Annotated in this window: 26 protein-coding genes; 10 read left to right on the top strand and 16 right to left on the bottom strand. The window is 40.6% G+C overall.

Annotated elements, in window-relative coordinates; translation table 11 throughout:
• Positions 1-87 precede the first annotated feature (87 nt).
• Entirely contained in the window at positions 88-261 is a 174-nt protein-coding gene (locus ACQ93I_RS06545; RefSeq protein ID WP_265163022.1) for a hypothetical protein, read from the top strand.
• A gap of 110 nt (positions 262-371) precedes the next feature.
• Here the strand turns inward: ACQ93I_RS06545 and ACQ93I_RS06540 are convergent, their stop codons facing one another.
• The 3 genes from ACQ93I_RS06540 to prfB form a co-directional block, all read right to left on the bottom strand.
• Positions 372-2903, bottom strand: a complete 2532-nt coding sequence (locus ACQ93I_RS06540; RefSeq protein WP_431697755.1) for a TonB-dependent receptor domain-containing protein — start codon at positions 2901-2903, stop codon at positions 372-374.
• A gap of 293 nt (positions 2904-3196) precedes the next feature.
• Positions 3197-3541, bottom strand: coding sequence for an arsenate reductase (glutaredoxin) (gene arsC, locus ACQ93I_RS06535; protein WP_431697754.1), 345 nt, complete (start codon positions 3539-3541; stop codon positions 3197-3199).
• 143 nt (positions 3542-3684) lie between these two features.
• Positions 3685-4780, bottom strand: a protein-coding gene (gene prfB / locus ACQ93I_RS06530; protein WP_431697753.1) for a peptide chain release factor 2 whose coding sequence is annotated in 2 segments (ribosomal slippage) — positions 3685-4716 and positions 4718-4780 — 1095 coding nt in all. Because the reading frame shifts where the segments join, the coding sequence is not laid out codon by codon here.
• A gap of 135 nt (positions 4781-4915) precedes the next feature.
• Between prfB and ACQ93I_RS06525 the strand changes: the two genes are divergently transcribed.
• The gene (locus ACQ93I_RS06525; protein WP_431697877.1) at positions 4916-5944 is read left to right on the top strand and encodes a threonine aldolase family protein; all 1029 of its coding nucleotides are present in this window, start codon (positions 4916-4918) and stop codon (positions 5942-5944) included.
• A 134-nt stretch (positions 5945-6078) separates the two neighbouring features.
• Here ACQ93I_RS06525 and ACQ93I_RS06520 read toward each other — a convergent pair whose 3' ends face one another.
• On the bottom strand, positions 6079-6408 hold the full coding sequence (locus ACQ93I_RS06520; RefSeq protein ID WP_266071200.1) for a YbaB/EbfC family nucleoid-associated protein: 330 nt from the start codon (positions 6406-6408) through the stop codon (positions 6079-6081).
• 124 nt (positions 6409-6532) lie between these two features.
• On the opposite strand from ACQ93I_RS06520, the gene ACQ93I_RS06515 reads away from it, so the two are divergent.
• The 4 genes from ACQ93I_RS06515 (at position 6533) to wrbA (ending at position 11934) form a co-directional block, all read left to right on the top strand.
• Positions 6533-8602 (top strand): S9 family peptidase, encoded by a 2070-nt coding sequence (locus ACQ93I_RS06515; protein ID WP_431697752.1) that lies wholly within the window; start codon positions 6533-6535, stop codon positions 8600-8602.
• 88 nt (positions 8603-8690) lie between these two features.
• Positions 8691-9731, top strand: coding sequence for a PLP-dependent cysteine synthase family protein (locus ACQ93I_RS06510; protein ID WP_431697751.1), 1041 nt, complete (start codon positions 8691-8693; stop codon positions 9729-9731).
• Between the two features lie 184 nt (positions 9732-9915).
• A complete protein-coding gene (locus tag ACQ93I_RS06505) occupies positions 9916-11175 on the top strand; it encodes an aminotransferase class I/II-fold pyridoxal phosphate-dependent enzyme (RefSeq protein WP_431697749.1) in 1260 nt (419 codons plus the stop codon).
• Between the two features lie 150 nt (positions 11176-11325).
• Positions 11326-11934 carry an NAD(P)H:quinone oxidoreductase gene (wrbA, locus tag ACQ93I_RS06500; RefSeq protein WP_431697748.1) on the top strand — a complete coding sequence of 203 codons (609 nt, stop codon included), beginning with the start codon at positions 11326-11328 and terminating at the stop codon, positions 11932-11934.
• Between the two features lie 42 nt (positions 11935-11976).
• Here the strand turns inward: wrbA and ACQ93I_RS06495 are convergent, their stop codons facing one another.
• The 4 genes from ACQ93I_RS06495 to ACQ93I_RS06480 form a co-directional block, all read right to left on the bottom strand.
• Positions 11977-12360 carry a DUF3037 domain-containing protein gene (locus tag ACQ93I_RS06495; RefSeq protein WP_431697746.1) on the bottom strand — a complete coding sequence of 128 codons (384 nt, stop codon included), beginning with the start codon at positions 12358-12360 and terminating at the stop codon, positions 11977-11979.
• Entirely contained in the window at positions 12338-13132 is a 795-nt protein-coding gene (locus ACQ93I_RS06490) for a HipA family kinase (RefSeq protein ID WP_431697745.1), read from the bottom strand. Before ACQ93I_RS06490 ends, ACQ93I_RS06495 begins: the two co-directional genes overlap by 23 nt.
• 348 nt (positions 13133-13480) lie before the next feature.
• Positions 13481-13924 (bottom strand): hypothetical protein, encoded by a 444-nt coding sequence (locus ACQ93I_RS06485; RefSeq protein WP_345598973.1) that lies wholly within the window; start codon positions 13922-13924, stop codon positions 13481-13483.
• A gap of 20 nt (positions 13925-13944) precedes the next feature.
• The gene (locus tag ACQ93I_RS06480) at positions 13945-14376 is read right to left on the bottom strand and encodes a hypothetical protein (protein WP_431697744.1); all 432 of its coding nucleotides are present in this window, start codon (positions 14374-14376) and stop codon (positions 13945-13947) included.
• A gap of 228 nt (positions 14377-14604) precedes the next feature.
• Between ACQ93I_RS06480 and ACQ93I_RS06475 the strand changes: the two genes are divergently transcribed.
• Positions 14605-14814 carry a hypothetical protein gene (locus ACQ93I_RS06475; protein ID WP_431697743.1) on the top strand — a complete coding sequence of 70 codons (210 nt, stop codon included), beginning with the start codon at positions 14605-14607 and terminating at the stop codon, positions 14812-14814.
• A 75-nt stretch (positions 14815-14889) separates the two neighbouring features.
• Here ACQ93I_RS06475 and ACQ93I_RS06470 read toward each other — a convergent pair whose 3' ends face one another.
• Genes ACQ93I_RS06470 through ACQ93I_RS06450 form a run of 5 tightly spaced genes read right to left on the bottom strand, consistent with a single transcriptional unit; the run spans position 14890 to position 19678 of the window.
• Positions 14890-16263, bottom strand: coding sequence for an MBL fold metallo-hydrolase RNA specificity domain-containing protein (locus ACQ93I_RS06470; RefSeq protein WP_431697742.1), 1374 nt, complete (start codon positions 16261-16263; stop codon positions 14890-14892).
• On the bottom strand, positions 16247-17098 hold the full coding sequence (locus tag ACQ93I_RS06465) for an ATPase (RefSeq protein WP_431697741.1): 852 nt from the start codon (positions 17096-17098) through the stop codon (positions 16247-16249). The genes ACQ93I_RS06470 and ACQ93I_RS06465 overlap by 17 nt, the downstream gene beginning before the upstream one ends.
• Before the next feature lie 16 nt (positions 17099-17114).
• Complete coding sequence (locus ACQ93I_RS06460; protein ID WP_431697740.1) at positions 17115-17963, bottom strand: universal stress protein; 849 nt, start codon at positions 17961-17963, stop codon at positions 17115-17117.
• A gap of 1 nt (position 17964) precedes the next feature.
• A complete protein-coding gene (locus ACQ93I_RS06455; protein WP_423819426.1) occupies positions 17965-18810 on the bottom strand; it encodes a universal stress protein in 846 nt (281 codons plus the stop codon).
• A 19-nt stretch (positions 18811-18829) separates the two neighbouring features.
• Positions 18830-19678 (bottom strand): universal stress protein, encoded by an 849-nt coding sequence (locus tag ACQ93I_RS06450; RefSeq protein WP_431697739.1) that lies wholly within the window; start codon positions 19676-19678, stop codon positions 18830-18832.
• A 46-nt stretch (positions 19679-19724) separates the two neighbouring features.
• Here ACQ93I_RS06450 and ACQ93I_RS06445 point away from each other — a divergent pair, with 46 nt between their 5' ends.
• The gene (locus ACQ93I_RS06445; RefSeq protein ID WP_431697738.1) at positions 19725-19856 is read left to right on the top strand and encodes a hypothetical protein; all 132 of its coding nucleotides are present in this window, start codon (positions 19725-19727) and stop codon (positions 19854-19856) included.
• 3 nt (positions 19857-19859) lie between these two features.
• Here the strand turns inward: ACQ93I_RS06445 and ACQ93I_RS06440 are convergent, their stop codons facing one another.
• Both ACQ93I_RS06440 and ACQ93I_RS06435 read right to left on the bottom strand, forming a co-directional pair.
• Complete coding sequence (locus tag ACQ93I_RS06440) at positions 19860-20327, bottom strand: Hsp20/alpha crystallin family protein (RefSeq protein ID WP_431697737.1); 468 nt, start codon at positions 20325-20327, stop codon at positions 19860-19862.
• A gap of 105 nt (positions 20328-20432) precedes the next feature.
• Positions 20433-21467: a response regulator gene (locus tag ACQ93I_RS06435; protein ID WP_266071176.1), complete on the bottom strand. Its 1035-nt coding sequence runs from the start codon at positions 21465-21467 to the stop codon at positions 20433-20435.
• Between the two features lie 210 nt (positions 21468-21677).
• Between ACQ93I_RS06435 and ACQ93I_RS06430 the strand changes: the two genes are divergently transcribed.
• Positions 21678-21944, top strand: coding sequence for a zinc ribbon domain-containing protein (locus ACQ93I_RS06430; protein WP_431697736.1), 267 nt, complete (start codon positions 21678-21680; stop codon positions 21942-21944).
• Positions 21945-22059: 115 nt separating this feature from the next.
• Positions 22060-22620 (top strand): azurin, encoded by a 561-nt coding sequence (azu, locus tag ACQ93I_RS06425; protein WP_431697735.1) that lies wholly within the window; start codon positions 22060-22062, stop codon positions 22618-22620.
• 61 nt (positions 22621-22681) lie between these two features.
• Here azu and ACQ93I_RS06420 read toward each other — a convergent pair whose 3' ends face one another.
• On the bottom strand, positions 22682-23683 hold the full coding sequence (locus tag ACQ93I_RS06420) for an MlaD family protein (RefSeq protein WP_431697734.1): 1002 nt from the start codon (positions 23681-23683) through the stop codon (positions 22682-22684).
• Positions 23684-23685: the final 2 nt, after the last annotated feature.

The following is a 23685-nucleotide window of genomic DNA, read 5'->3' as shown; positions in this document are numbered from 1 at the left end:
GAAATCAACATAAAAAATAAAATAAAAACTTTTGCGATAACTTCTTAGAGTTTCTATCTTTGGCAAAGATTCAATAAAATACTACGCATGTTTGAATTTGATCAATATTTAGGCTTTCTGGCTTTCCTTATTATACTACTCATCGGGTTTTGGGTAATGCTATTCTTAACCGCCATTATTCCTTATTGGATAGGAGGCGCAGTTAAAGAGATGCTCGACGAAAAGAAAGAAAAGAAACGCCTGGAAAGGGAAAAAGCTTAAAAAGGACTTCAAGTCCTTTTTTTTTTTGTGGCACTTTTTAGAGTCAGCACAGAATACAGAAAAGCCGTCAAATTTGACGGCTTTTCTGTATTCTGTGCTATTTTGTTACTCTAGAAGTCTCCTCCTTCATCGCCCATACCGCCATTCATGTCACGACCTTCTCTATTCTGTCTTTCCTGGTCGCGGCGCTGTTGGTTGAACCTGTAAGTGAACGAAAGAATGATACTGCGTTGCCTCCATTGAAACTCACTTTCTCTCTCAAATCTTTCAGTTACTGTAAATGACTCTCTTTTTCGGGAATTCAGTAGATCCTGGATGTTAAGGGTGAGCGAGGCTTTTTCGTTGAACAATTCTTTACTCAAAGCCATATCTACCATAAATAAACCGTCGGTTTCTGTTTGGGCTCCTTCCGAAGCACCTCTGTAAAAAGCATTTGTTTGCCAGTCTATCTTGGCAGGAAGTGAAACTTTAGAGCTAAACCTTCCATACCAGCTGGTGTTTTTAGCGCTGTAGTCAACCCCGTTATAATCTCCGTCGGTATCAAACTGGAAGAAGTTTACACTTCCATTCAGCCGCAGCCATCTCGTAGGATTGTATAACACTCCGGCTTCGGCACCAATTCGTGCTGTGGTAGCTAAGTTGATAGGAATAGTTCTTATAACCTGCGTGCTATCTGTGGCTGTAGAAATTTGTTCTACCCTTTCAAATGAATCGGTTTCATATTGGTAGTAAACCGAAGAGGTAAGGGTGAGCTTGTCCCATCTTTTAAGGTAACCAAGGTCGAACGCATCTGAATAAGCCGGTTCAAGGTTTGGATTTCCCTGAAAGATGTTTGTTCTACTGGCTCTTGAAGGGAAAGGATTAATAAACCAGCCACGGGGCCTGTTTATCCTTCTGTTGTATCCAAGCGTGATATTTTCCTGCTCGTTTAATTCATAAATAAGGTTCACAGTAGGGAATAGGCCCAGGTAATTGTTGTCAAAATCTGTATCAATAGGGATCTTAAATTCTTCTCTTAATTCTTCCTCGGTAAGATCGGAATCAATTTTCCCTTTCAGCTGAGTGTTTTCAAGGCGTAATCCCAAAAGGAAAGAGAAATCTCCAAACTTATTTCCGTATTGTGAATAAAGAGAGTTCACATTTTCGGTGTAAGTGAATACGTTGGTAAGCGGACTCAATTCTAATACCCCGTTCTCCCTATTTTCGAGCAGGAGTTGGTAATCGGTAACTTCTTCTTCAAAGCTTCCGCGGTATCCTGCCTCAAATTGAGCATTCTCTCCAATTGGCCTCACGTAATCGGCCTGCAGAAGGAATTCATTCTGTGTTTCTTCAGTGAAAGTTTGTTCCAGTGGATAAAAAGGATCAAGCTTAGTGGTATTTGAAACAATACTTTCGTTAATGTCTCCCGTTTGCGTTTCCTCATCCCGTTCGTATTGGATGTCGGCCGTTAACTGGTGCCCGCTGTCATTAAATTTATTGATGTAATTCAGGGCAAACTGGTAACTGTTGTCGTCTTCAATCTGGTTTTCTGTACGCAGCGTCTTTAATATCCCTTCTTCGGTATATTCGGTGCTGCGGTTGTTGGTAATATCCTCATCTTCGCCATACCTGTAGAATCCGGTTGCTGTAATCGATGACATATCGGTTATGTAATATTCCATCCCAAGGCTGGTGTAGAAATTTCGGTTGAGACGATCCATTCTTCGATCTTCAACAAGCCTTTCAGAAGTAGGATCTATAAGCTCTCCTTCTTCATTTGTGTACTCCAAATAACGAGTGTCTGAAAATGCTTTTCCGGGGGCATCAAAATATCTGAATCCGGTAGTGTTGAAAATATTAAATTTATCTTTTCTAAGGTTCACATTAGCTGAAAGTCCCACCTGATCGGGGTCTCCAACTCTTGCAGAAACTGATCCGTTAAGACCAAGTGTCTTTTCTTTTTTGAGGATAATATTCAGGATCCCTGCTGTACCTTCGGCATCATATCTTGCTGAAGGAGAAGTGATCACCTCCACGCGCTCAATAGCATCTGCCGGAAGTTGGGATAGCACATCGGTATTTCCAAATCCTGCCATGGCCGAAGGTTTGCCATTAATAAGGATACGCACATTCTCGTTTCCTCTAAGACTTATTCCGCCTTCAATATCTACTGAAACCGATGGTACATTATTAAGAGCATCGGCTACTGTACCGCCTGCAGTGGTAAGGTCTTTACCTATATTGTATATCTTTTTATCGAGCCGTACTTCTACCTGTGTGGTTTCAGCAGTTACCACGACCTCTTCCAGTTCCCCGGCTGCCATTCCAAGCTTTACAGCACCCATGTTGAGGTCTTTATTTACCTGGCGATTTTTAAAAGTTTTAGGTTCAAAAGAAATGAATTCTATAGTGATATTATAGGTTCCCTGGCGTACGTCAATATTGAAATTTCCCTGCCCATCTGTAATGCCTCCCGTAACGTTTGATGGGTCGCCGGTGCTTTGAAAAGAAATGGTGGCATACTCCAGCGGAGTACCCTGCTCATCGGTCACTTTTCCCGAAACTTCATACTGGGGTGCCTGTGCAAAGGCTGAAAGAGAAAGTAATAAAAAGAAAGAAAAAATTAAGGCACTGGTTCGGTGCCGGGTGATGCTCGTAATCATACTTGGTTTTATTTCTTTGACAGGTAAAAACCGAAATGGTTTAATTTTTTACTTAAAAAAGCAGTTTTTTATTATAAATGACTGGTTATTAGGTGAAAAATAAGCGCTAAAGAGAGAAAAAAGAAGTGGCGGCTCATTTATAAAAAGTTGTATTTGACTATTCTGAAAAACTGAATAAAGCGGTAATGCTTTTCATCTGAAGACAAATCTTCCCTTTTGGACGATGCTGTAAAAAACAAAACCGGAACGCAAGTCCCGGTGTGTCAAAAATGCCTTTTTAGAAGCCTCTTGTTTTATCCTATCAGCTCTTCAATATTGGAAGCCGGTCTTCCTATTACCGCTTGATGTTCTGTCTCAACAATAGGTCGCTGAATGAGTTTTGGGTTTTCAGCCATCACTCTAATGAGTTCTTTATCGCTTAAATCGCGGTCCCGATAATCTTCTTTCCAGATTTTTTCTTCTGTACGCACCAGTTCAATAGGCGCCATATTTAATTTCTGAAGTAGATCTGCAATTTCTTTTTCGCTCAGGGTGTCCTTCAAATATTCGCGCACTTCAAAATCTTTGCCCGATTCTTCCAGAACCTGTAATCCTTCGCGAGATTTTTTGCATCGGGTATTGTGGTAGATCTTTAGCATAGTTAAGAGTTAGTAGTCAATAGTTAATAGTAAGTAGTTAAGAGTTATGAATTCAATTTATTTGAGCTGGTTGCGAGTTGCAGGTTTCTTAATTTTAAACCTTAAACCTTAAACCTTAAACCTTAAACCTTAAACCTTAAACCTTATTCCGCCTTCTGTCCCATCATCATGAGAAAGGCTTTTAGGAACTGGTCAATATCTCCATCCATCACCGAGTCAACATTTCCTGTTTCTTCGCCGGTGCGAACGTCTTTTACAAGCTTGTAGGGGTGCATCACATAATTCCTTATTTGTGATCCCCATTCAATCTTCATTTTGGAATCTTCAATTTCCCTGCGCTGCGCCTGTTGCTTCTGAAGTTCAATTTCATAAAGCTGACTCTTCAGTAACTGCATGGCTTTGGTCTTGTTGTCAAGCTGGGAACGGGTTTCAGAATTCTCTATCACAATGCCCGAAGGTGCGTGGCGCAGCCTTACGGCAGTTTCCACCTTGTTCACATTTTGACCTCCTGCACCCGATGACCTCATGGTTTCCCACGAAATATCTGAAGGATTGATATCAATTTCAATAGTTTCATCGGCCAGAGGATAAACATAAATACTGGCAAACGAGGTATGCCTTTTCGCGTTACTGTCAAAAGGGGAGATTCTCACCAGGCGGTGCACTCCATTTTCTCCTTTTAGCCAGCCAAAGGCAAACTCACCTTCTATTTCTATGGTCACTGTTTTCACTCCTGCAACCTCGCCGGCCTGGTAGTTGAGTTCCCGTACAGAGTAGCCCCTGTCTTCGGCCCAGCGCAAATACATGCGCATCAACATTTCGGCCCAGTCACAACTTTCGGTACCACCGGCACCGGCAGTTACCTGCAGTACTGCACTTAAATTATCTCCCTCTTCAGAAAGCATATTTTTAAACTCCAGGTCTTCAATAAGACTTTTGGATTTTTCATGCCTTTCTTCAACATCTTCAGCTGTAGCTTCTCCTTCTTTGTAGAATTCATAGATCACTTCGAGATCGTCCACAAGAGTGACAGCCTCTTCGTAATCGTCTACCCATTTCTTTTGAGAATTGAGCTCTTTTACAAGAAGTTCCGCTTTTTTGGGATCATTCCAGAAATCGGGAGCCAGGGTTTTTTCCTGGAGATTGGATATTTCTATGTTTTTGGCATCAACGTCAAAGATACCTCCTTAACGCAACCAGGCGATCTTTGAGATCTTTTATTGTCTCTATTGTAAGCATACTTGAATTTTGAACAAAAATAGAATTAATGAGGTTTCCGGAAAACTATTTTACCAATATTTTATAGTTTTATACACCTTCAAAAATGTCATTTTTAAAGATCATTTCTGAAGGTCAAACGTTTAATATTTTATGATGAAAGAAATAGATCTTAGAAGTGATACGGTCACAAAACCTACCGAAGGTATGATGCAGGCTATTATTAACGCCGAAGTGGGAGATGATGTTTATAAGGAAGATCCCACGGTGAACAAACTCGAGAGGAAGCTCGCTGATATGTTTGGAATGGATGAAGCCCTGTTTTTTCCTACCGGAAGTATGGCCAACCAGGCAGCAATTAAATTACACACCCAGCCGGCCGATCAATTGATTTGCGACAAGTGGGCTCATGTGTACAACTACGAAGGCGGCGGAGCGTCCTTTAACAGCGGAGTGTCCTGTAAATTGGTTGATGGTGACCGCGGGATGATCACTGCAGCCCAGGTAGAGGAGAATATTAATCCGCCCGACTTTTATCACAGTCCACTTACCACACTTGTTTGTCTGGAAAACACCACTAACAAAGGGGGCGGAGCCTGTTACGACCTTGAAGAGATAAAAAAGATAAGAAAGGTGTGCGATGAACATAATCTCGGCCTGCACCTTGACGGCGCCCGACTCTTCAATGCCCTGGTAGCTAAAAATGAAGACCCGAAAGACTATGGGAAGATCTTTGATACTATTTCTGTATGTCTTTCTAAAGGTTTGGGTACGCCAATGGGCACTGTGCTTATAGGAAATAAGAAGGTGATGAAAAATGCCATGCGCCTGAGAAAAGTTCTGGGTGGCGGCATGCGCCAGGTAGGATTTATGGCCGCCGCGGGTATATATGCCCTCGATAACCAGGTGGAACGCCTGGCTGAAGACCATAGAAGAGCTTCAGAAATTGGTAAAACCTTAAACTCCCAAAGTTATGTTGGCGAAGTTGAGCCAGTAGAAACAAATATTGTGATCTTCTATCTCAAAAATGCTTCAGATGAAGCAGCTTTTATGAAATCCCTTCAGCAGGAGAACATCAGGATAAGTAATATGGGGCAGGGGAAGCTAAGGATCGTTACCCACCACGATTATTCCGAAGAAAAGCATCAAAGGTTTCTGAAAGTGCTGGAAAAAATAAAGCTGTAAAAAAAAGATACCCGTCAAAAATGCCATATTTGACGGGTATCTTTTTTTTAGTCGTTAGACTGTAGTGGGGAGACGGTAGAATTAAAGATTATCTCAAATCTCCCGTCTCATATCTCAAGTCTAATATCTCATATCTATTTGCCCAGCATATCATTCATTCCGGGAATATCGGGCATACCTTCTTTGGCAACGGCGGCAAGTTCGGCTTCGTTTACTTCGGTTGCACGGGCAACAGCTTTATTGATGGTAAGCACCAGGTAATCTTCCAGCTGTTCTTTGTCTTCAAGAAGTTCATCGGCAATTTCGATGTTTTTGATCTCGCGGCTTGCAGTAATAGTAACTTTTAAAAGTCCGTCGGCCGATTGTTCATCGAGCAAAACAGTTTTAAGCCTTTCTTTTGTTTCTTCAACTTTTTTTTGGGTCTCTTTGATTTTATTCATCATGCCCATCATATCTCCAAACATAGTTTCATTTTTTCTGTTAATACAAAATTACCTAAAAAGTCTAATAAGAGAACTAATAGACACAGTTTTAAGTTTTCTTTATTAGAAAGCTTAACTTTGCAGCCGGTAAAAATAAAATGGAAAGATGAAAGTGGTTGCTCAAGAAATTAAGACTCCGCGGGCGAAAAAGATTCCCGTACAACTTGAAAAACACGGAGATGTTCGTATAGATGATTACTTCTGGCTGCGAGAGCGCGAAAACCCTGAAGTACTTGATTACCTCACCCGAGAAAATGACTATAATGAGCAAATGACGGCTCATACAAAACAGCTGCAGGAAGACCTTTTTCAGGAGGTGAAGAAAAGGATCAAGGAAGATGATTCTTCTGTTCCTTATAAACTGAATGGTTACTGGTATGTTACCCGCTTTGAAAAAGGCAAGGATTATCCAATCTATTCCCGGAAAAAAGAAACGCTCGATGCGCCTGAAGAAATCCTTTTCGACGTGAACGAGATGGCTAAAGGACACGACTACTACAGGCTTAGCGGCTTAAGTGTGAGCCCAAACAATAAGCTTATTTCTTATGCGGTAGATACGGTGAGCCGTAGAAAATATACGCTCTACATTAAAAACCTGGAGACGGGCGAAGTATATCCTGAAAAGATCAAGAATACTACGGGTGGCGCTACCTGGGCAAATGATAATAAAACGCTTTTCTATGCCCGAAAGGACGAGGAAACCTTGCGTAGCAACAAGATTTTCAAGCATCGGCTGGGAACAAAGGCCAAAGAGGATGAGCTTGTTTTCTTTGAGGAAGACGAGACCTTTCATACTTATGTTTATAAATCTAAATCTCAGCGTTATATAATAATAGGATCAGACAGTACTTTAACTTCAGAATACAGGTTTATTGCCGCCGATGATCCTCATGGGGAATTACAAATTGTACAGCCCAGAATTAGGGGTGTGGAGTATGGAATTGCCCACTACCGTGACAGTTTTTATATCCTCACAAATAAAGACGGAGCTACCAATTTCAAGCTGATGAAAGCACCGGTACACAATCCGGGGATAGAAAACTGGGAAGAAGTAATTCCGCACCGCGAGCATGTGTTGCTTGAAGATATTGACTTATTTAGAGATTACCTGGTAGTAAGTGAAAGGAGTGACGGTCTTAATAAGATCCATATTCGCAGGTGGGACGGCACCGATTCTTATTTCTTGCCGTTCGACAATGAAACTTACACCGCTTTTACGGGTACCAACCCCGATTTTGATACCGAAATATTAAGGTATACATACAACTCCCTTACTACTCCAACCCAGGTGGTAGATTTCAACATGCGCACCAGGGAAAAGGATGTGAAAAAGGAACTGGAAGTACTGGGAGGGAAATTTCAGAAAGAAAATTATGTGTCTGATCGTATTTGGGCTACAGCGCGAGATGGTGCTAAAATCCCAATGACACTGGTACACCGGAAGGAGTTGAAGAGAGACGGGAAAAATCCGGTGCTGCAGTATGCTTACGGCTCGTACGGTTCAACCATAGATCCATATTTCTCCAATGTGCGGCTCAGCCTGCTTGACAGGGGTTTTATCTTTGTTATTGCACACGTAAGAGGAGGGGAGTACCTGGGGAGACAGTGGTATGAAGATGGAAAGCTGCTAAAAAAGAAAAATACTTTTACCGATTTTATTGACTGTACCAGGCACCTTATAAATGAAAATTATACTTCTGCGGAACATATGTACGCCAGTGGAGGTTCTGCAGGGGGATTACTTATGGGGGCAGTAGCCAACATGGCACCACAACTTTATAAAGGCATTATTGCCTCGGTGCCTTTTGTTGATGTAGTGACTACCATGCTAGATGAAAGTATTCCTTTGACCACGGGTGAGTATGATGAGTGGGGAAATCCTAATGATGCTGAATACTACACCTATATGAAATCATATTCCCCATACGACAATGTTACGGCACAAAATTACCCGAACATGCTCGTCACCACGGGTCTTCATGATTCACAGGTGCAGTATTGGGAGCCGGCGAAGTGGGTGGCAAAATTGAGAGAACTCAAAACTGACACCAACAAGTTGCTTTTCCATACAAACATGGAAGCCGGGCATGGAGGAGCATCAGGCCGATTTGAAGCCTTGCGGGAAGTCGCTGAAGAATACGCTTTTCTTCTCGATTTAGAGGGAATGGACCAATAATTAAAATATTTGACTTAAATTTGCTTCGTTTGTGATCGTTCTAAGGATACTAATTTCCAAAGACGATTATTGTAAATAACTTCAATTTATGAGAGAAGATTTACAGGTTTTCGATAATGTATTACAACTAGTAGGTAATACCCCTCTAATTCACTTAAACCGCGTTACCCAGGACCTTAAAGGTGACTTTTTTGCAAAAGTAGAAGCTTTTAACCCGGGCCACTCAACCAAGGATAGAATAGCATTACATATAATAGAAGAAGCCGAAAGAAAAGGTATCCTCAAACCGGGAGATACCATTATTGAGACTACTTCAGGGAATACCGGGTTTAGTATTGCCATGGTTAGTGTGATCAAAGGCTATGAATGTATACTGGCGGTAAGCTCGAAGTCTTCCAGAGATAAGATCGATATGCTGCGCTCTATGGGCGCTAAGGTATATGTTTGTCCGGCAAACGTAACTGCCGATGATCCGAGGTCTTATTATCAGGTGGCTAAGAGAATGCACGATGAGATAAAGGGTTCGGTGTATATTAACCAGTATTTCAATGAACTCAATATAGAAGCTCATTACCTCACTACCGGTCCCGAAATCTGGAAACAAACTGAAGGAAAGATCACCCATTTGGTGGCTTGTAGTGGTACAGGCGGAACGATCTCTGGAACAGCCAGGTTCCTGAAAGAACAAAATCCGGGCATCAGGATCATGGGAATTGATGCTTATGGTTCGGTGCTTAAAAAATATCACGAGACCAAAGAATTTGACTCTTCTGAAATCTATCCGTATCGCATCGAAGGATTGGGGAAAAACCTGATTCCTACAGCTACAGATTTTGAGATTATTGACAAATTCATGAAAGTAAGCGATGAAGACAGTGCCCATACCGCACGGGAACTTGCCCGTACCGAAGGGCTTTTCGTTGGTTATACCAGTGGTGCAGCCTTGCAGGGAGTGCGCCAGCTTGCCGAAGAAGGAGAGTTTGATGAGTCCAGTAAGGTCGTTATAATTTTTCCCGATCACGGTTCTCGCTATATGAGCAAAGTCTATAGCGACGACTGGATGAACGAACAGGGTTTCTTCGACAGCAAGAACGAAAAAGCTGAAAATCAGATAGAATTCATAAAATAACTACAGCATATTTTTGTTCTGTAGTATATATAACCTCTCTCTTATTTTTTAAATAGCGGCAGAAGGAGCAGGTGCTGCCGAAGAATTTGCGTTGTAAGGTGCATGTTTTTCAGTGCATTTGAGCGACTGAAATTCTGAAGTTGCTATTTATTTGTTACTTTTGCAGAAGTGAAAAATACACAAAATGGCAGATTTATTTAATAAAATATATAAGGATAAAGGACCTTTAGGAAAGTGGAGTGAAGTGGCCGAAGGTTACTTTGTTTTTCCAAAACTGGAAGGGCCTATATCCAACAGGATGAAATTCCAGGGGAAAGATGTGATTACCTGGAGTGTGAATGACTATCTGGGGCTTGCAAACCATCCCGAAGTGCGAAAGGTAGATGCAGAAGCGGCTGCCGAATGGGGTTCTGCGTATCCCATGGGAGCCAGGATGATGAGTGGTCACACGTCCTTACATGAAAAGTTGCAGGATGAACTGGCCTCTTTTGTAGATAAAGAAGCTGCATACCTGCTAAATTTTGGTTATCAGGGTATGGTTTCTACCATTGATGCCCTTGTTTCTAAAAAAGACGTTATTGTTTATGACGTTGATGCTCATGCCTGTATTATTGACGGGGTGCGCTTGCACCTGGGTCAGCGCTTTACTTATAAGCACAACGACCTGGAGAGCATTGAAAAGAACCTGCAACGTGCCGAAAAGATCACCGAACAAACTGGCGGCGGAATTCTTGTTATTTCTGAAGGTGTCTTCGGAATGAGAGGAGAGCAGGGGAAACTTAAGGAAATTATAGCCCTTAAAGAAAAATATAATTTCAGATTACTTGTTGATGATGCACATGGCTTCGGAACTCTTGGGAAGACAGGAGCAGGAGCAGGTGAAGAGCAGGGAGTACAGGATGGTATAGATGTATATTTTGCCACCTTTGCCAAGGCCCTTGCCAGTACAGGTGCTTTTATAGCAGCCGATCGTGAAATTATAGACTACCTGAAGTATAATCTTCGTTCTCAAATGTTTGCCAAATCCCTGCAAATGCAGTTGGTAATTGGTGCTCTTAAGCGTCTTGAAATGCTAAAGACCATGCCCGAACTAAAAGAAAAGCTTTGGGAGAACGTGAACGCTCTTCAAAATGGTTTAAAAAGCCGTGGATTTGACATAGGAACTACGCAAAGTTGTGTTACACCTGTGTATCTACAGGGGAGTATCCCCGAAGCAATGGCTTTGGTGAATGACCTTAGGGAAAACCATGGAATCTTCTGTTCTATTGTAGTGTACCCGGTAATTCCGAAAGGTCTTATCCTGCTAAGATTAATTCCTACAGCAGCGCACACTTTAGAAGATGTAGAAGCTACGCTTACCGCCTTCTCTGCAATTAGAGAACGTCTGGAAAATGGAACTTACAGAAGATTGTCGGCAGGTGTTGCTGCCACAATGGAAAAGTAATTTCTCCAAAATATCTTAAAAAGAATCCCCTCAAAAAGGGGATTTTTTTATGCCCTTATTTCAGTTTTATAATTTGTTTAGCAGATAGATCATGAATTTAGACTTATATTCTTCAGAAGTGATTTAAAAATTATAAAATAATAGAAGATTATGAAAGATATGAAGCTAGCCGTGATCTATTACAGTTCCACCGGAACGAATTATCAACTGGCAAAATGGGCAGAAGAAACCGCAAGAGAAGGTGGTGCCGAGGTAAGGCTAAGAAAAGTGAAGGAACTGGCCCCAAAAGAAGCTATTGAGGCCAATGAAGACTGGAAGAAGCACCTGGAGGCCACGCAAGATGTAAAGGAAGCTTCAATGGATGATTTGGAGTGGGCCGATTGCTACATTTTTAGTGCACCAACCCGTTATGGAAATCTTCCTTCCCAGCTAAAACAATTTCTTGATACTACCGGTGGATTGTGGTTTAATGGTAAACTCGCCAATAAAGTAGTGAGTGGTATGACCAGTGCAAGTAATGTGCACGGCGGGCAGGAGTCAACCTTGCTTTCTCTATATAAGACCATGTTTCACTGGGGCGCCATAGTGGCTGCACCCGGCTATACCGATGAAGCCATCTTTAATGCCGGCGGTAATCCTTATGGAGTGAGTATCACAGCAGGGAAAGAGGAGCTGGGAGAAAAAGTGAAAAAAGCCGTAGCGCACCAGGTAAAGAGAACGATGACCATGGGGCAGTGGGTTAAAAAAGGAAGCCAATAAATGCCTTTTTTGGAAGCCCTGTAAATTAACTCCCTCACAAAATTAAAGTACGAGTTCGGCGAAGAGGCGCTGCAGGGTTAGATCGAGATCAGAAGACAAGCCGGGATGTGGCCGGGAAGTCTGGATTACCGAACTCCGCACTGCGGTGAGCCATCTAAAGCGCGAGGGAATGTCCATCACGGCTATAGGCCCGCCATTCTTTGAACCTTCACATATCAGTCCAAATGACTTTAGGTTCTTCTCAAGCTGTTCAAGGTCAAGGTCTGGGCACAGGCAAAGCAATTTTGTACTGTCCAGCTTATACCTCACCTGCAGGTATTTTTGATTTTTGCAAAACACCACGACCCCCACATTGAGAAACTCTTCGCGTTCTACCCGTGGTACTACCCGTAAAGTGGCATATTCATACAAGTGCTTGTCTGGCATTTTGTGCTTCTTTTATAAATGTATCTGAATTCTGGAGGCGAATCTCCAGAAAGTTTATGTAGGCTTCTCTCAGCTCTTCAGCAGAAAGTTCGCTGTCTCTCCATTCCAGCCAATCCTGTGGTAATCCTTCAACTATTTCCTTGATTTTTTCTTTGGTGAGCAGTTGTTTTATCTGTTGGTCAGCTTCCCAAAGCTGGGTTGCCTGTGGTAGTAATACGTGATCTTTAATTAAACTGAAGGGGCTTAGGGCATGCTTCTCAAGGTTATTCCAGGAATGGTGAAAGTAAAAGGAGGCACCATGATCAATAAGCCAAAGCTCCCGGTGCCAAATGAGCATATTCGTATTTCGGAAGGTGCGATCTACATTGGTGATAAAAGCATCCAGCCATACAATTTTGGAGGCCATAGCTTCATCTACAGTAGTTACTGCAGGATCAAAATTTATAGCGCCCGAGAGAAAATGTAGGGCGAGGTTAAGGCCCTGGCTGCCCCGCAATAGATCCTGTATTTCTTCATCTCCTTCGGTTCGTCCAAAGGCTTCATCGAGATTGGCGAAGACCAGCTCGGGTACTTTTAAACCTATTGTTCGGGCAATCTCACCTCCTAAAAATTCAGAAATTAGTGCTTTCACACCGTGACCGGCCCCTCTAAATTTTAGAACGTACTTAAAATCGTCATCTGCCTCGGCCAATGCAGGGAGGGAGCCACCTTCCCGCAGCGGAGCAATGTAACGGCAAACAGTTACAGTACGTATATCTTTTATGTCTCCCATAGAAGTTTCAAAAATAGCATTTCTGAAGCAAACTTATGCTTCCTGCATGTAGCTCCCGCATATTTCTAAAAATTTGACCTGATTTTGCCATTTTTGACACTTCAGGTTGAACTTCAGCATAGAGATAAAAACTTCAGAAGATAACATCTTCAGGCTATAATTTTTGCTGAAGGTTTTAACGTTAGGTACTAAATAATATGGATGATGTGAAGAATCATCAACAGGCATACCACAATTTCCGAAGTAATTTAGATGAGCCGGAAATAATTGCTACCTCTATAAAAAAGGAAAGTCTGCACCAGATGGTGATGCAGACTTATAAGATTTTTCAGCGGTTATGACCAGAGATTAGGCCAGTAACCTTTTTTGTTTTTGTTGCTTAATAGCTTTGCCTACAACTTCAAAAATATCCCGTTTAAGCCGTTTGTACTGTCTTGAATAATGAATAAAATCATTGAGGATCTCCTTGTGCTCTTTGCGGTATTCCCGTCCTTCTCTTTGTTCATCGAGATTTTCAAGAAGTTCTCGCAACTTATTTATGTGCTGGGCAACCCGGTTTTCCAGCAGTTTTAAGTCTTTTCTGGAGAGGTTTAACTGTTCAATGAGCTCTTTTACGCGAGAAAACAGCTGAGATTCAAGAATGGGTAAAGTGTATTCTTTAAGCATATCTTCAAAAAAACGGTGTTCATCTTTAATGAAGTTTAGTTCAGATTTCCACTGTAGGGAGGAGAAATGCATTTCATCGGGTGTTTTCCACTCAATGTACCGGTAGTTGTGTGTCTTTTTTTCCATGTCAAAAAGATTTAGACTTATTAAGGCTCGTTACTTGTGCGTCTTAGCAGAGGGCCGGTGTAGGAGTAAATTTCGGACTTAAATTTTCTGAATTTTTTAGCAAAATCCAGTACTTTCTGTTTCAATTTTAAATGCTCCTGGTGGTAGAAGACCTCACAGCTTATATCTTCACATTCCAGAATTCCTTCAATATCATAGCGATGATTATGAACTTCGGTGGTGAGATCCAGACATTCCAGTTTGAAGTTTTGCAGGTCATCGTAGAATAGTTGAAGCCTTTCGTACAGGTTGGGTACATCTTTTTGAAAAATCTCTGCACTAAGATAGAGGTTCAAAAATGTTATTTCCCCTTTAAAAAAAGTGAGTCTTTCTTTCCACCTCCTGTTTTCTTTGAGCAGGCGTTCTATTTCTTTTTCGTTGGCAGAGAAAGTTTTGGATGTGTTCCGGTTCATAATCTGCTGTATTTAAGTTATTAAGGTAAGCATAAAAACCATTGGTCAAGATGATATATGTCATATAAAATGAATTATGAAGAAGAAAATAGCGGCTGAAATCCCGGCAAAAAGCATCAAAAACTTTAACTAAAATATTTTTCCATCAGTATGTTTTGAGTGTCAAAAAATAATATACATTTGGCGCCTCAAACAATTAATAATTCATTTAAAATGAAAAAATCCTTTTTGACTTTTGCTGCTATCGCATTAGTATTCTCTTTTACTTCTTGTAAAGAAACAGCTACTGAAACTACTGAAGAAAGTGCAGTAGAAGTGATCGAAACTCCTGAGACTTCTGTTGAGGTTGAGGCTGTTGAGACTGAAGAAGTTGTTGATACTACCAGCACTGGCGGTGACGTAGTAGAAGACATTACAGATACTAACTCTGTAGAATAATTTATTATTTTTCAGATCCCGGCATTTTATTATGTCTAAACACAATCCGTGGCGAGAGCTACGGATTTTTTTTGTTCATACTTTTACTTTAATTACATCTCCCAGATGAGGGGTTTTGGCAAGCCATCTGTACTGGTCTTTTATTTTTACCCTTAGTACATCTGCAGCTTTTTTTTCTCCATGAACCAGGAATATTTGCTGTGGCATGTTTTGCAGTTCATTTAACCACTGAAGTAACCCAGGCTGGTCTGCATGTGCAGAGAGGCTGTTAATGGTTTTAATTTCTGCTTTGACGGGGTAGTATTTTCCAAAGATCTTTACATCGGGCACACCTTCCTGTAATTGCCTGCCTCTTGTGCCTTCTGCCTGAAAACCTACTAGTATAACAGTAGTTTCGGGTTTTTCGAGATAAAACCTTAAGTAGGTGAGCACTCTTCCGCCTGTCACCATTCCGCTACCGGCAATCACCACTTTGGGTTGAGGATCTTCAATGGTTTTCCAGGTATCTTTATACCGGGTAATGATTCTGAAGAACTTCTTCATTTTTTTGAATTCTTCAGTATTTAATTTGTGCCAGGACATATACCTGCCAAAGATCTTAAGTACCTCATTACCCATGGGGCTATCTATGTAAACCGGGATTCTGGGAATCTTATTCTCCTGGTAACACCTGTAAATTGCATACATAAGGGTTTGCAACCGCTCTACTGCAAAACTCGGAATAATAAGTGTACCCCTGTTTGTAATAGTTTTATTGATAGCTTTGGCAAGTATCTCGTTTACATCTTCTTGTGGATGGATCCTGTCACCATAAGTGCTTTCCAGGAATAAATAATCGGCATATTGAGGTTGTAATGGCTGTTCCAGAAGTAAATCGGACTTTCTTCCTACATCTCCGGAAAAGACAAAGATCTTACCATTAAGATTTAATTCTATAAAGGTAGATCCCAGAATATGTCCGTTTTTACGAAACCTGATCTTCACTTTTTCTGAAATTTCTATCCATTCCTCTGTTCTTACAGATTTGAACAATTTGATGGTTTGTGCAACATCCTCTTCATTATAAAGGGGTAGTGCGGGCTCATGTATAGAGTAATGCTCTTCGTTGGCCCTATCTGCGTCTTCTTGCTGAATTTTAGCGCTGTCGGTAAGAATAACTTCAGCAATAGCCAGGGTAGGAGAGGTTCCTAAAATGTCATTTTTGAAGCCTTCTTTTATCAGCTTTGGCAGGTAACCGGTATGATCTAAATGTCCATGGGTAAGCAGTATGAGGTCAATTTTTTCTGGGGGAAAGGGAAATGCTTTCCAGTTAAGCTCTCTCAATTCTTTAAGCCCCTGAAACAATCCGCAGTCTACAAGTATATTCATCCACGGAGTCTCCAGGAGAAATTTTGATCCTGTTACAGTGCCTGCAGCACCTAAAAAATGAATATTAACTAAGTTTTCCATGTTTTTTAGCAGATGCTATTAATTCCTGCATTTCTTTTAATATTCTTTTCTTTCTGTTCTTGCTTATTTGAAGTTGGTCCAGAAGAAAATCGTCCTTTAATAGTTGCCGGCACAATACGTTATCCCTGCTCAAAAGAAATTGCTTTTCCCTTGTAGATAATAAGGTAGACACGGTGATAGGATATAGTCCTAAATTATCTATTCTTTCTTTTAGACCTTCACCTTTTGGAAAATCCCAACCCAACAATTTTAGGCCTACACATTGCCCATAGGCAATAGCATCTTTTGTGAATCGTGTATTGGTTATTACCCATCCTTCATGCCTTACTTCTTCTTTATTATGGTTCTTTAGCTGAAAGCTTTCAAGGTCAACAAACCTTGAATTGATATAAAGAGGGATTTTTACATCGCATTTCTTACCTTGTTCACTATGAAATTTACATTCCATGAACATTTTTAAACCTTCAGTTTCAGCAATAACATCTACTTCATGGCTTACACAGGTTCCCTGGAGAATCTTTCCTACCTGTACATGATATCCGCTATTTTCGAACAGTGCTCCAATAAATTTTTCAAAAGGAAAACCTGTAGGGCCAAGTTCATAAATTGCTTTTTTTAGTTTATACCTTGAAGCTGTAAGTCCGTCCTGATGCTGTAGAAGATCAAAGGCGATTTTGTAAATTTTCTTTGTAGAAATATTGGGGTGAATATGAGCCCGAAGGTTGTGAAGAATATCAGCGATCACATGCTCCTGCGCGCCAGATCTTCTAAGAGAGGAAGCAATTTTTGCTTCTGAATATTCAGATATTTCTCCAGAAGCTGTGGTGATCTTCATCTTTTAATATTTAGTTCTAATTCTTTTCCGGCTGATGCAATACCAATACCGGAACTTTTGAAAAATGCGCCAGATTCTTATACACCGGGTTTAGGAGCAGGTTTTCTAAAAAACTGTGCTTTTTGTTGACAAAGGCTATCATACCACTACCACGGCTTTCTGTAAACGAATATATTCCCAGGGGTACACTTAAATATTCCAGGAAGTGGAACGAATGCTTCACATCAGAGAGGTAATCTTTCAGCTGTTTTCTATTTTGGTGCTGGGTTTTGTTGAGTCCGCCTTCTTCTGAAATATGTAAGATTCGTAAAGCCGCTTTAAATTTGTGCACAAGAGAGATTAGATAATCAAGATCCTGAGGAGTGAGTCCTACTTTAAAGCTGTTGGCCAGTACAATTTCATTAGGTACAATAAAATCTACATGTGCAGGTACGCTTAATACAGGGCAATTTTCAATTTCCTCAATAATATTCAGGGAGTTGCTACCGTACATCACTTCTTTGTTTTCGGTATGGCCCTGGCTTCCTATCACCACCACATCAGTTCTTCTTTTGCGCAGTTCTTTCTTTACTGCATCAGGTAGAGGGAGGTTATGGAGTTTGCATTCAAAAGTATGAGCTTTGCCTTTGTTGCTTTCCAGTTCCTGTCTTACTTCTTCTATTTTCTTTAGAGCTTCTTCCTTCGCATTTGCAATGGCCGCTTCACCGGGTTTTGCCACTAAGTGACTGTTTTCGTAATAATTGAAAACTTTGTAAGCGTGCAGTAAAACAAAATGTGCTTTTTCATTCCTGTACATATCAATTACATACCTACAGGCATTTTTTGCATTTGCCGAAAAATCTGTGGGTAAGAGTACAGTTTTCATTTTATTTTCTTTTTTTTGAAGGAATTACCAAAAATGGCACTTTCACATTAAAACCTATTTCGTTGACTACAGGGGTAAAGAGTAAATTTTCAAAGAATGAATGTTTGTTGTTAACCATAGTAAGCATATCTATTTCATTCTCTTCCTGAAAATCATATATGGCGCGGGTAACACTTTTGCCGTTAATATTGTAAAAGTGATGGGCAAGGTCCTTAAAGGTTATTGATAATGCCTTTTTCCTGCTGGCCTGGCTTGATGTAAGATCTACTCCAAAATACACATGGAGAATATGTATTGTAGAAGAATGAGCAGTTGCCAGCTCTTTCATAATATTAAGAAGTGCAGGTATTTCTCCCTCATAATCTGTAGGGAAAAGAATTTCTTTGGGTGGCTTATACTCATAATGTGCCGGAATGGCCAGCAGTGGGCAGCGTGCTCTCTTTATGGCGTGAACGGTATGGGTGCCAAAAAGAATTTCTTCAGCGCCCGTAGCACCTTTTGTACCCATAACAATGAGATCTATTTCTTTTTCGGCAACTATATCTTTCATTTCATCATTCAGGAGATTGAATGAAGAGATCTTCTCAAAATGATGTTTTTCATTTTTAAAATTTCGTTTTATTCGTCTTAGCACCCTTTCAAGCCCTTTTTTTGATTTATCCTGGTAAATTTCTGTGAGGGTAGGATAATTGGAGTTGTATACCAGATATTCATTATCGTAAAGTACAGGAGTGTAGGTGTTTAGCAGGAAAAAGGTGCATTCTTCACTACTAAATAGCTGCACAGCATATTTGGCAGCATTATATGCGTTTTCGGAAAAGTCGGTAGGTAGCAGGATATTTTTCATGAGTTAAGGGTTTTGACTTTTAATACCGGTTGAAATTCTGGAGTACCAAAAATGGTATTTTTGGATGTAGTCCTATTTTATCTATTGTTGAACTGTAAAGTATATTTTCCAGATAACTGTGACGCGAGTTGACCAGCACCAGTAGATCAATGTTGAGATCGTCTATCATCTTTTTGATTGCTTCGGTTTTTTCGAGCTCTTCTTCCTGGTGTTGCTGCACATTCACATCGTACAAATGTTCCAGGATAGCCTGTTTGTTGTCTTCCTGCCTCAAAGTTATTTCTGAAAATTTTGAAGCATACAACATGTGAATCTCTGAACAGAAGGAGCGGGCGATTCCTCCAACCAGTTTTAATTCGCGGCGTTGGTAAGGAAGCAGGTAGTTGGTAGGAAAAAGAATTCGTTTGGGATCTGAAAATTCGTAATCTTCAGGAATGCTCAACACCGGGCATTGCACGTATTTTATAATTTGAAGGGTGTTGCTTCCAAAAGTCAGTTGCCTGTCATTGGTAACACCCCGGGTGGAAGTAATAATAAGATCGGCGTTTTCTTTTTCGGCTAAATCATTCACCTCATCTATCAACAGTCCAAATGCTGAAATTGCATGGAATGTGTGTTTAGGATTAGCGTAAAGGTCTTTTATCTGCTTCAGGATAACTGCAAGTTCTCTATCACTTTTTTCTTTAATGTTCTGTTTATATTCTTCGAGAAGATTAGATGTTATTACGCCCTCAAAACTGTAAACTTCATCGGCATATGCGTGAAGCACGTAAAATTCACTTCTTTCATACTTGAAGAGTTCTGCGGAATACTTTAGTGCCTGGAACGCATTTTCCGAAAAATCTGTGGGAACAATAATCTTTCTCATTTTATTGCATTTTCATTAAAGTTAGAGAAAGTTTCAGTAAAAAAGTATGACTGCGATCATGCAGGAGAAGAGACTACCACTTATGCAGCGGGTGAATTTCAAATGTTCCAATCATTTTACTTCCCTGCCTGCAACTTTAGGAATAATCGCTTTGAATCGCAGGGCAGTCTCTTCTTAAAGGTCAGGAAACTTTAATGGTTTTTGGTTTTTTAGTTTCTATGCCTTCTTTCTTGTGTAATTTTAATTTTAGAACTCCATCTTCATATCGGGCCGAGACATCTTTGTCTTCATCAATAGATTCGGGAATACTTACAGATCTTGAGAAGGAATTATAACTAAATTCTCTACTCACAAAACCTTCTTTTTCATCTTCTTTCTTTTCTTCTTTTTCAGCAGAGATAGTGAGAAGACCATTGTCAAGAGTGATGGTGAAATCCTCTTTTTTGAGGCCGGGGACGGCGAGCTCAACTTCAAATTCTTTCTCTTTTTCTTTAATGTTCATTGCTGGATTAACATCACCGTCCCCATTAGGAGCGAAGAAATTTTTCATCAATCCGCGGCGGTCAAAAAAGTCTGAGAAGAAAGGATCACTCATAAAGGCATTGCTCAATACGGGAGCCCTGCGCTTTTTTGTTGTTGCTAATGACATAACCATGGAATTTAATGTTAGTAATTTTTTCTTCTAATTTACAGTACATTAACCCCGAAGAGCATGACAATTGTCATGTAGCGAAAGAAAGGTGTGCGAAAACTCCTAATGTATTTCCGTTAATTTTTCAAGCTGCAGTATCTTTATGTCACGGCCAATAATATCAATAATACCATCCTTTTTAAGACAGGAAAGACTTCTTATAAAACTTTCTGTAGAAATACCGGCAACACTGGCCATATCGCTGCGCGAAACCTTTAAAACGGGAGTATTATCGTCTTTTACCTTTTCAGCAAATTCCAGTAAGGTACTGGCTGTTTTTTTAAGGACCGATCCATATGCCATTTCTAACAGGTGAGTTCTAAGTACATCGAGGCTGTGTGTTATTTCTTCAGCAAATTCCAGCATCAAATCCCGGTTTTGTTCCAGCATTTGTAGAAATTCGTCATGAGATAACCTGTACAAAATACTTCTTTCCAGTGCCTGGGCACTTTCGGGATAATGATTGGATTTTTTATAGCTATAGAAGCCCAAAAAATCCCCTTTTTGAGGAATAGTCGTGATAAGTTCTTTCCCGTACTCGTCAAGTCTATAGGTCTTCACCATCCCGTGTTCAAGGAGGTAGACACTGCAGGCCATACGATTTTCCATAAAGATCTCTTCATTTTTTTCAGCCTCTATCTGTTCGCCATAAGTGCGCACGTACTCTTTAAACTCTTCGAGGTGAAACTGGTTTTTACGGCCGGGACTTTTTTCTCCCTCCAGCTGTGCCCGTTTAGTAAGACGCTTTTCAATGGTTAAAATAAGATCTTCTTCGCTAAAGGGTTTGGTGATATAATCATCGGCTCCCAGGTTCATTCCCCGGCGTACATCGGCAGGGTTTGATTTTGCTGAAAGAAAGATGAACGGAATATTCCTGGTATGACGATTTTGCTGCAGCGCTGTATACACCTCGTACCCGTCCAGCTCGGGCATCATGATATCTGATATAATAACATCGGGTAGTTCCTTGTATGCCTTTTTTAGTCCGGTTTTGCCTTCATGGGCTAGGAAAGTCCGGTAACCGGAAAGTTCGAGTAATTCCCGGGTGTTTTCTGCAAGAACAAGGTCATCTTCAATAAGGAGGACTGAGTTCTCCATGAGCTTGATATTTAAACTGATATATTGAAAAGTTACAAAAAACACTTCTCATTATCAGCGAATTAAAAATGTGAAATAAAGATACGTCAGAAAACCATATTTAGGAAATATTTAAGACCTGAAAGCCTTTTTTTTTCTCTTCTGTTTTTATCTTTAGATAAACCCTTTTTAGAACATCGGTTATTGTTCTGAAGATTAAGATGATATGCTATGAAGTCATTGACCTGTCAAAGCTGCGGATTGCCTTTTTCAAAAAAGTTTAGAGGCACCAACAAGGATCTTAGCAAGAACTCCGATTATTGTTTGAACTGTTTTAAAGATGGAACTTTCACTAACCACCAGCTCACCATTCAGGACATGGAGAAAAAATTGCTGGAGATGGCCCGGCACCACGATGGCCTCACACTTGAAGAAGCCCAGCAAACCATCAAAATATTACCCGATTTAAAGCGCTGGAAGATGACGCACATCCTTTAAAAAAGGGTAGAGGTTTATACTTTCCTTAACTTCAGATTTTAAGAAAACCTGTTATAATTCTTTACCTTTGAGCTAAGTTCAAAAGTTAAAAGAGCTATAATTTAAAACCTAAAACATGAAAAACTTAAGCAGATTTTTTGCAGTTTTTTTAGCTGCAGTTCTAATGAGCTGTGGAAATGAAAAAAAAGAACAGGAAACTATAACTATTGGAGATGGAGGAAATCTTGAAACAGTGGAGACCACCGAAGATGCAGCTGCTGATGATACAGCCCAGACCAATGATGCTATACAGCGGCAGGATGGTGTGGTACAGGTTAACCTTACCGGGAATGATCTAATGCAGTATAACCTCAATGAGATTAAGGTAAAAGCAGGTGACAAGGTAAAACTAACCCTTACCCATGTGGGAGAATTACCCGAAAATGCAATGGGCCACAACTTTGTACTGCTTAAGCAGGGAACAGATGTGGTTGATTTTGCCCAAAAAGCAGCTACTGCAACAGGTAATGAATACATCCCTGAAGGAACAGACGCTGTTATCGCCAAGACCGAAATGATAGGCGGTGGCGAGGAAACAACTATTGAGTTTACTGTTTCTGAAGCAGGAACTTACGATTTTATTTGTAGTTTCCCGGGGCATTACGTTCAAATGCGCGGAAAATTTATCGTAGAGTAAGCGCGTAATTTTTTATTCTGGCGGATAAAAAGGCTGTTTTAATTTTTAAAGCAGCCTTTTTCTATTCCTGCTCTTTATTTTTTTCCTCTTCTGCCTGTAATTTGGCCTGTCTTTTAAAGTAGCCCCTAAAGAGGATATTGTGCTGCAAAGCTTTCATGTTCTCGTCAAACTTTTTGGTAGCTTCTTCAATATTCTGTAGGGTAGCATCTAGTTTATCTACAGCACCGGCATCGTTCAGCAGATAATCCAGCGTGCCTTCCCCATTTTTTAGATCAAAAGAAACCTGCTGCAGGTTAGAAGTCATTACCCCAATTTCAAGAGCAGAAATTTCAAGATTTGAGATAATTCCTTCAATTTGCTTTGCCGCGGTAGTATCACTTAGTAAAACTCCCGCAACACTTTCTTTAAAGTTCACCTGAGTGGTTATTTTGTTGAGGTTATTGACCATAATTGAAACTTCTCCTGTGGCCTTTCTAAGGTCTTTAATACTCTCCTTAATATTAACTGCCATTTCCTCGTCTTTAATTAAAGCCCCCAGGGTGCCTTCCCCTTTATTAATGCTGTTGGTTATTTTCAGCAGGTCGGCGGTTAAAAGTGCAGCGTTCTCATTAGTTGTGTTAAGGGTGGTGAGCATATCGGCTGTGGCAATCTTGCTAATAGATTTAATAGTATCTCCCGAGCTCACTGGAACGGGTGCCACATCTGCCTTTTCTCCCGGAAGAAGGTTTATGATCATACTCCCTACCAGCCCGTCAGAACTTATTGTGGCGAGGGAGTTCTTCCTGATAAGATCCATAGTGCGCTGGTCAATTCTCATGTTTACGGCAATACTGGTGTCGTTCACTATGGTAATGCTTTGCACCGTCCCCACATTTACTCCGGCAAAGCGAACATTGTTTCCGCGCTGTAGACCATTAACATCTTTAAATACAGAAACAATGACGCTGTTATTCCCAAACAGATTTTGCCGGTTTCCTATGAAATAGACTGCGGTTATGAAAATTATAATTCCCACAATCACGAATATTCCTAATCTCAGGTTCTGTGAATTTGAATTTTTCATGT

Source organism: Salinimicrobium sp. WS361 (assembly GCF_050750585.1).
GTDB lineage: Bacteria > Bacteroidota > Bacteroidia > Flavobacteriales > Flavobacteriaceae > Salinimicrobium.
Note: the sequence above shows the minus strand (reverse complement) of the source record. Positions and strands in the feature narration are given on the sequence as shown.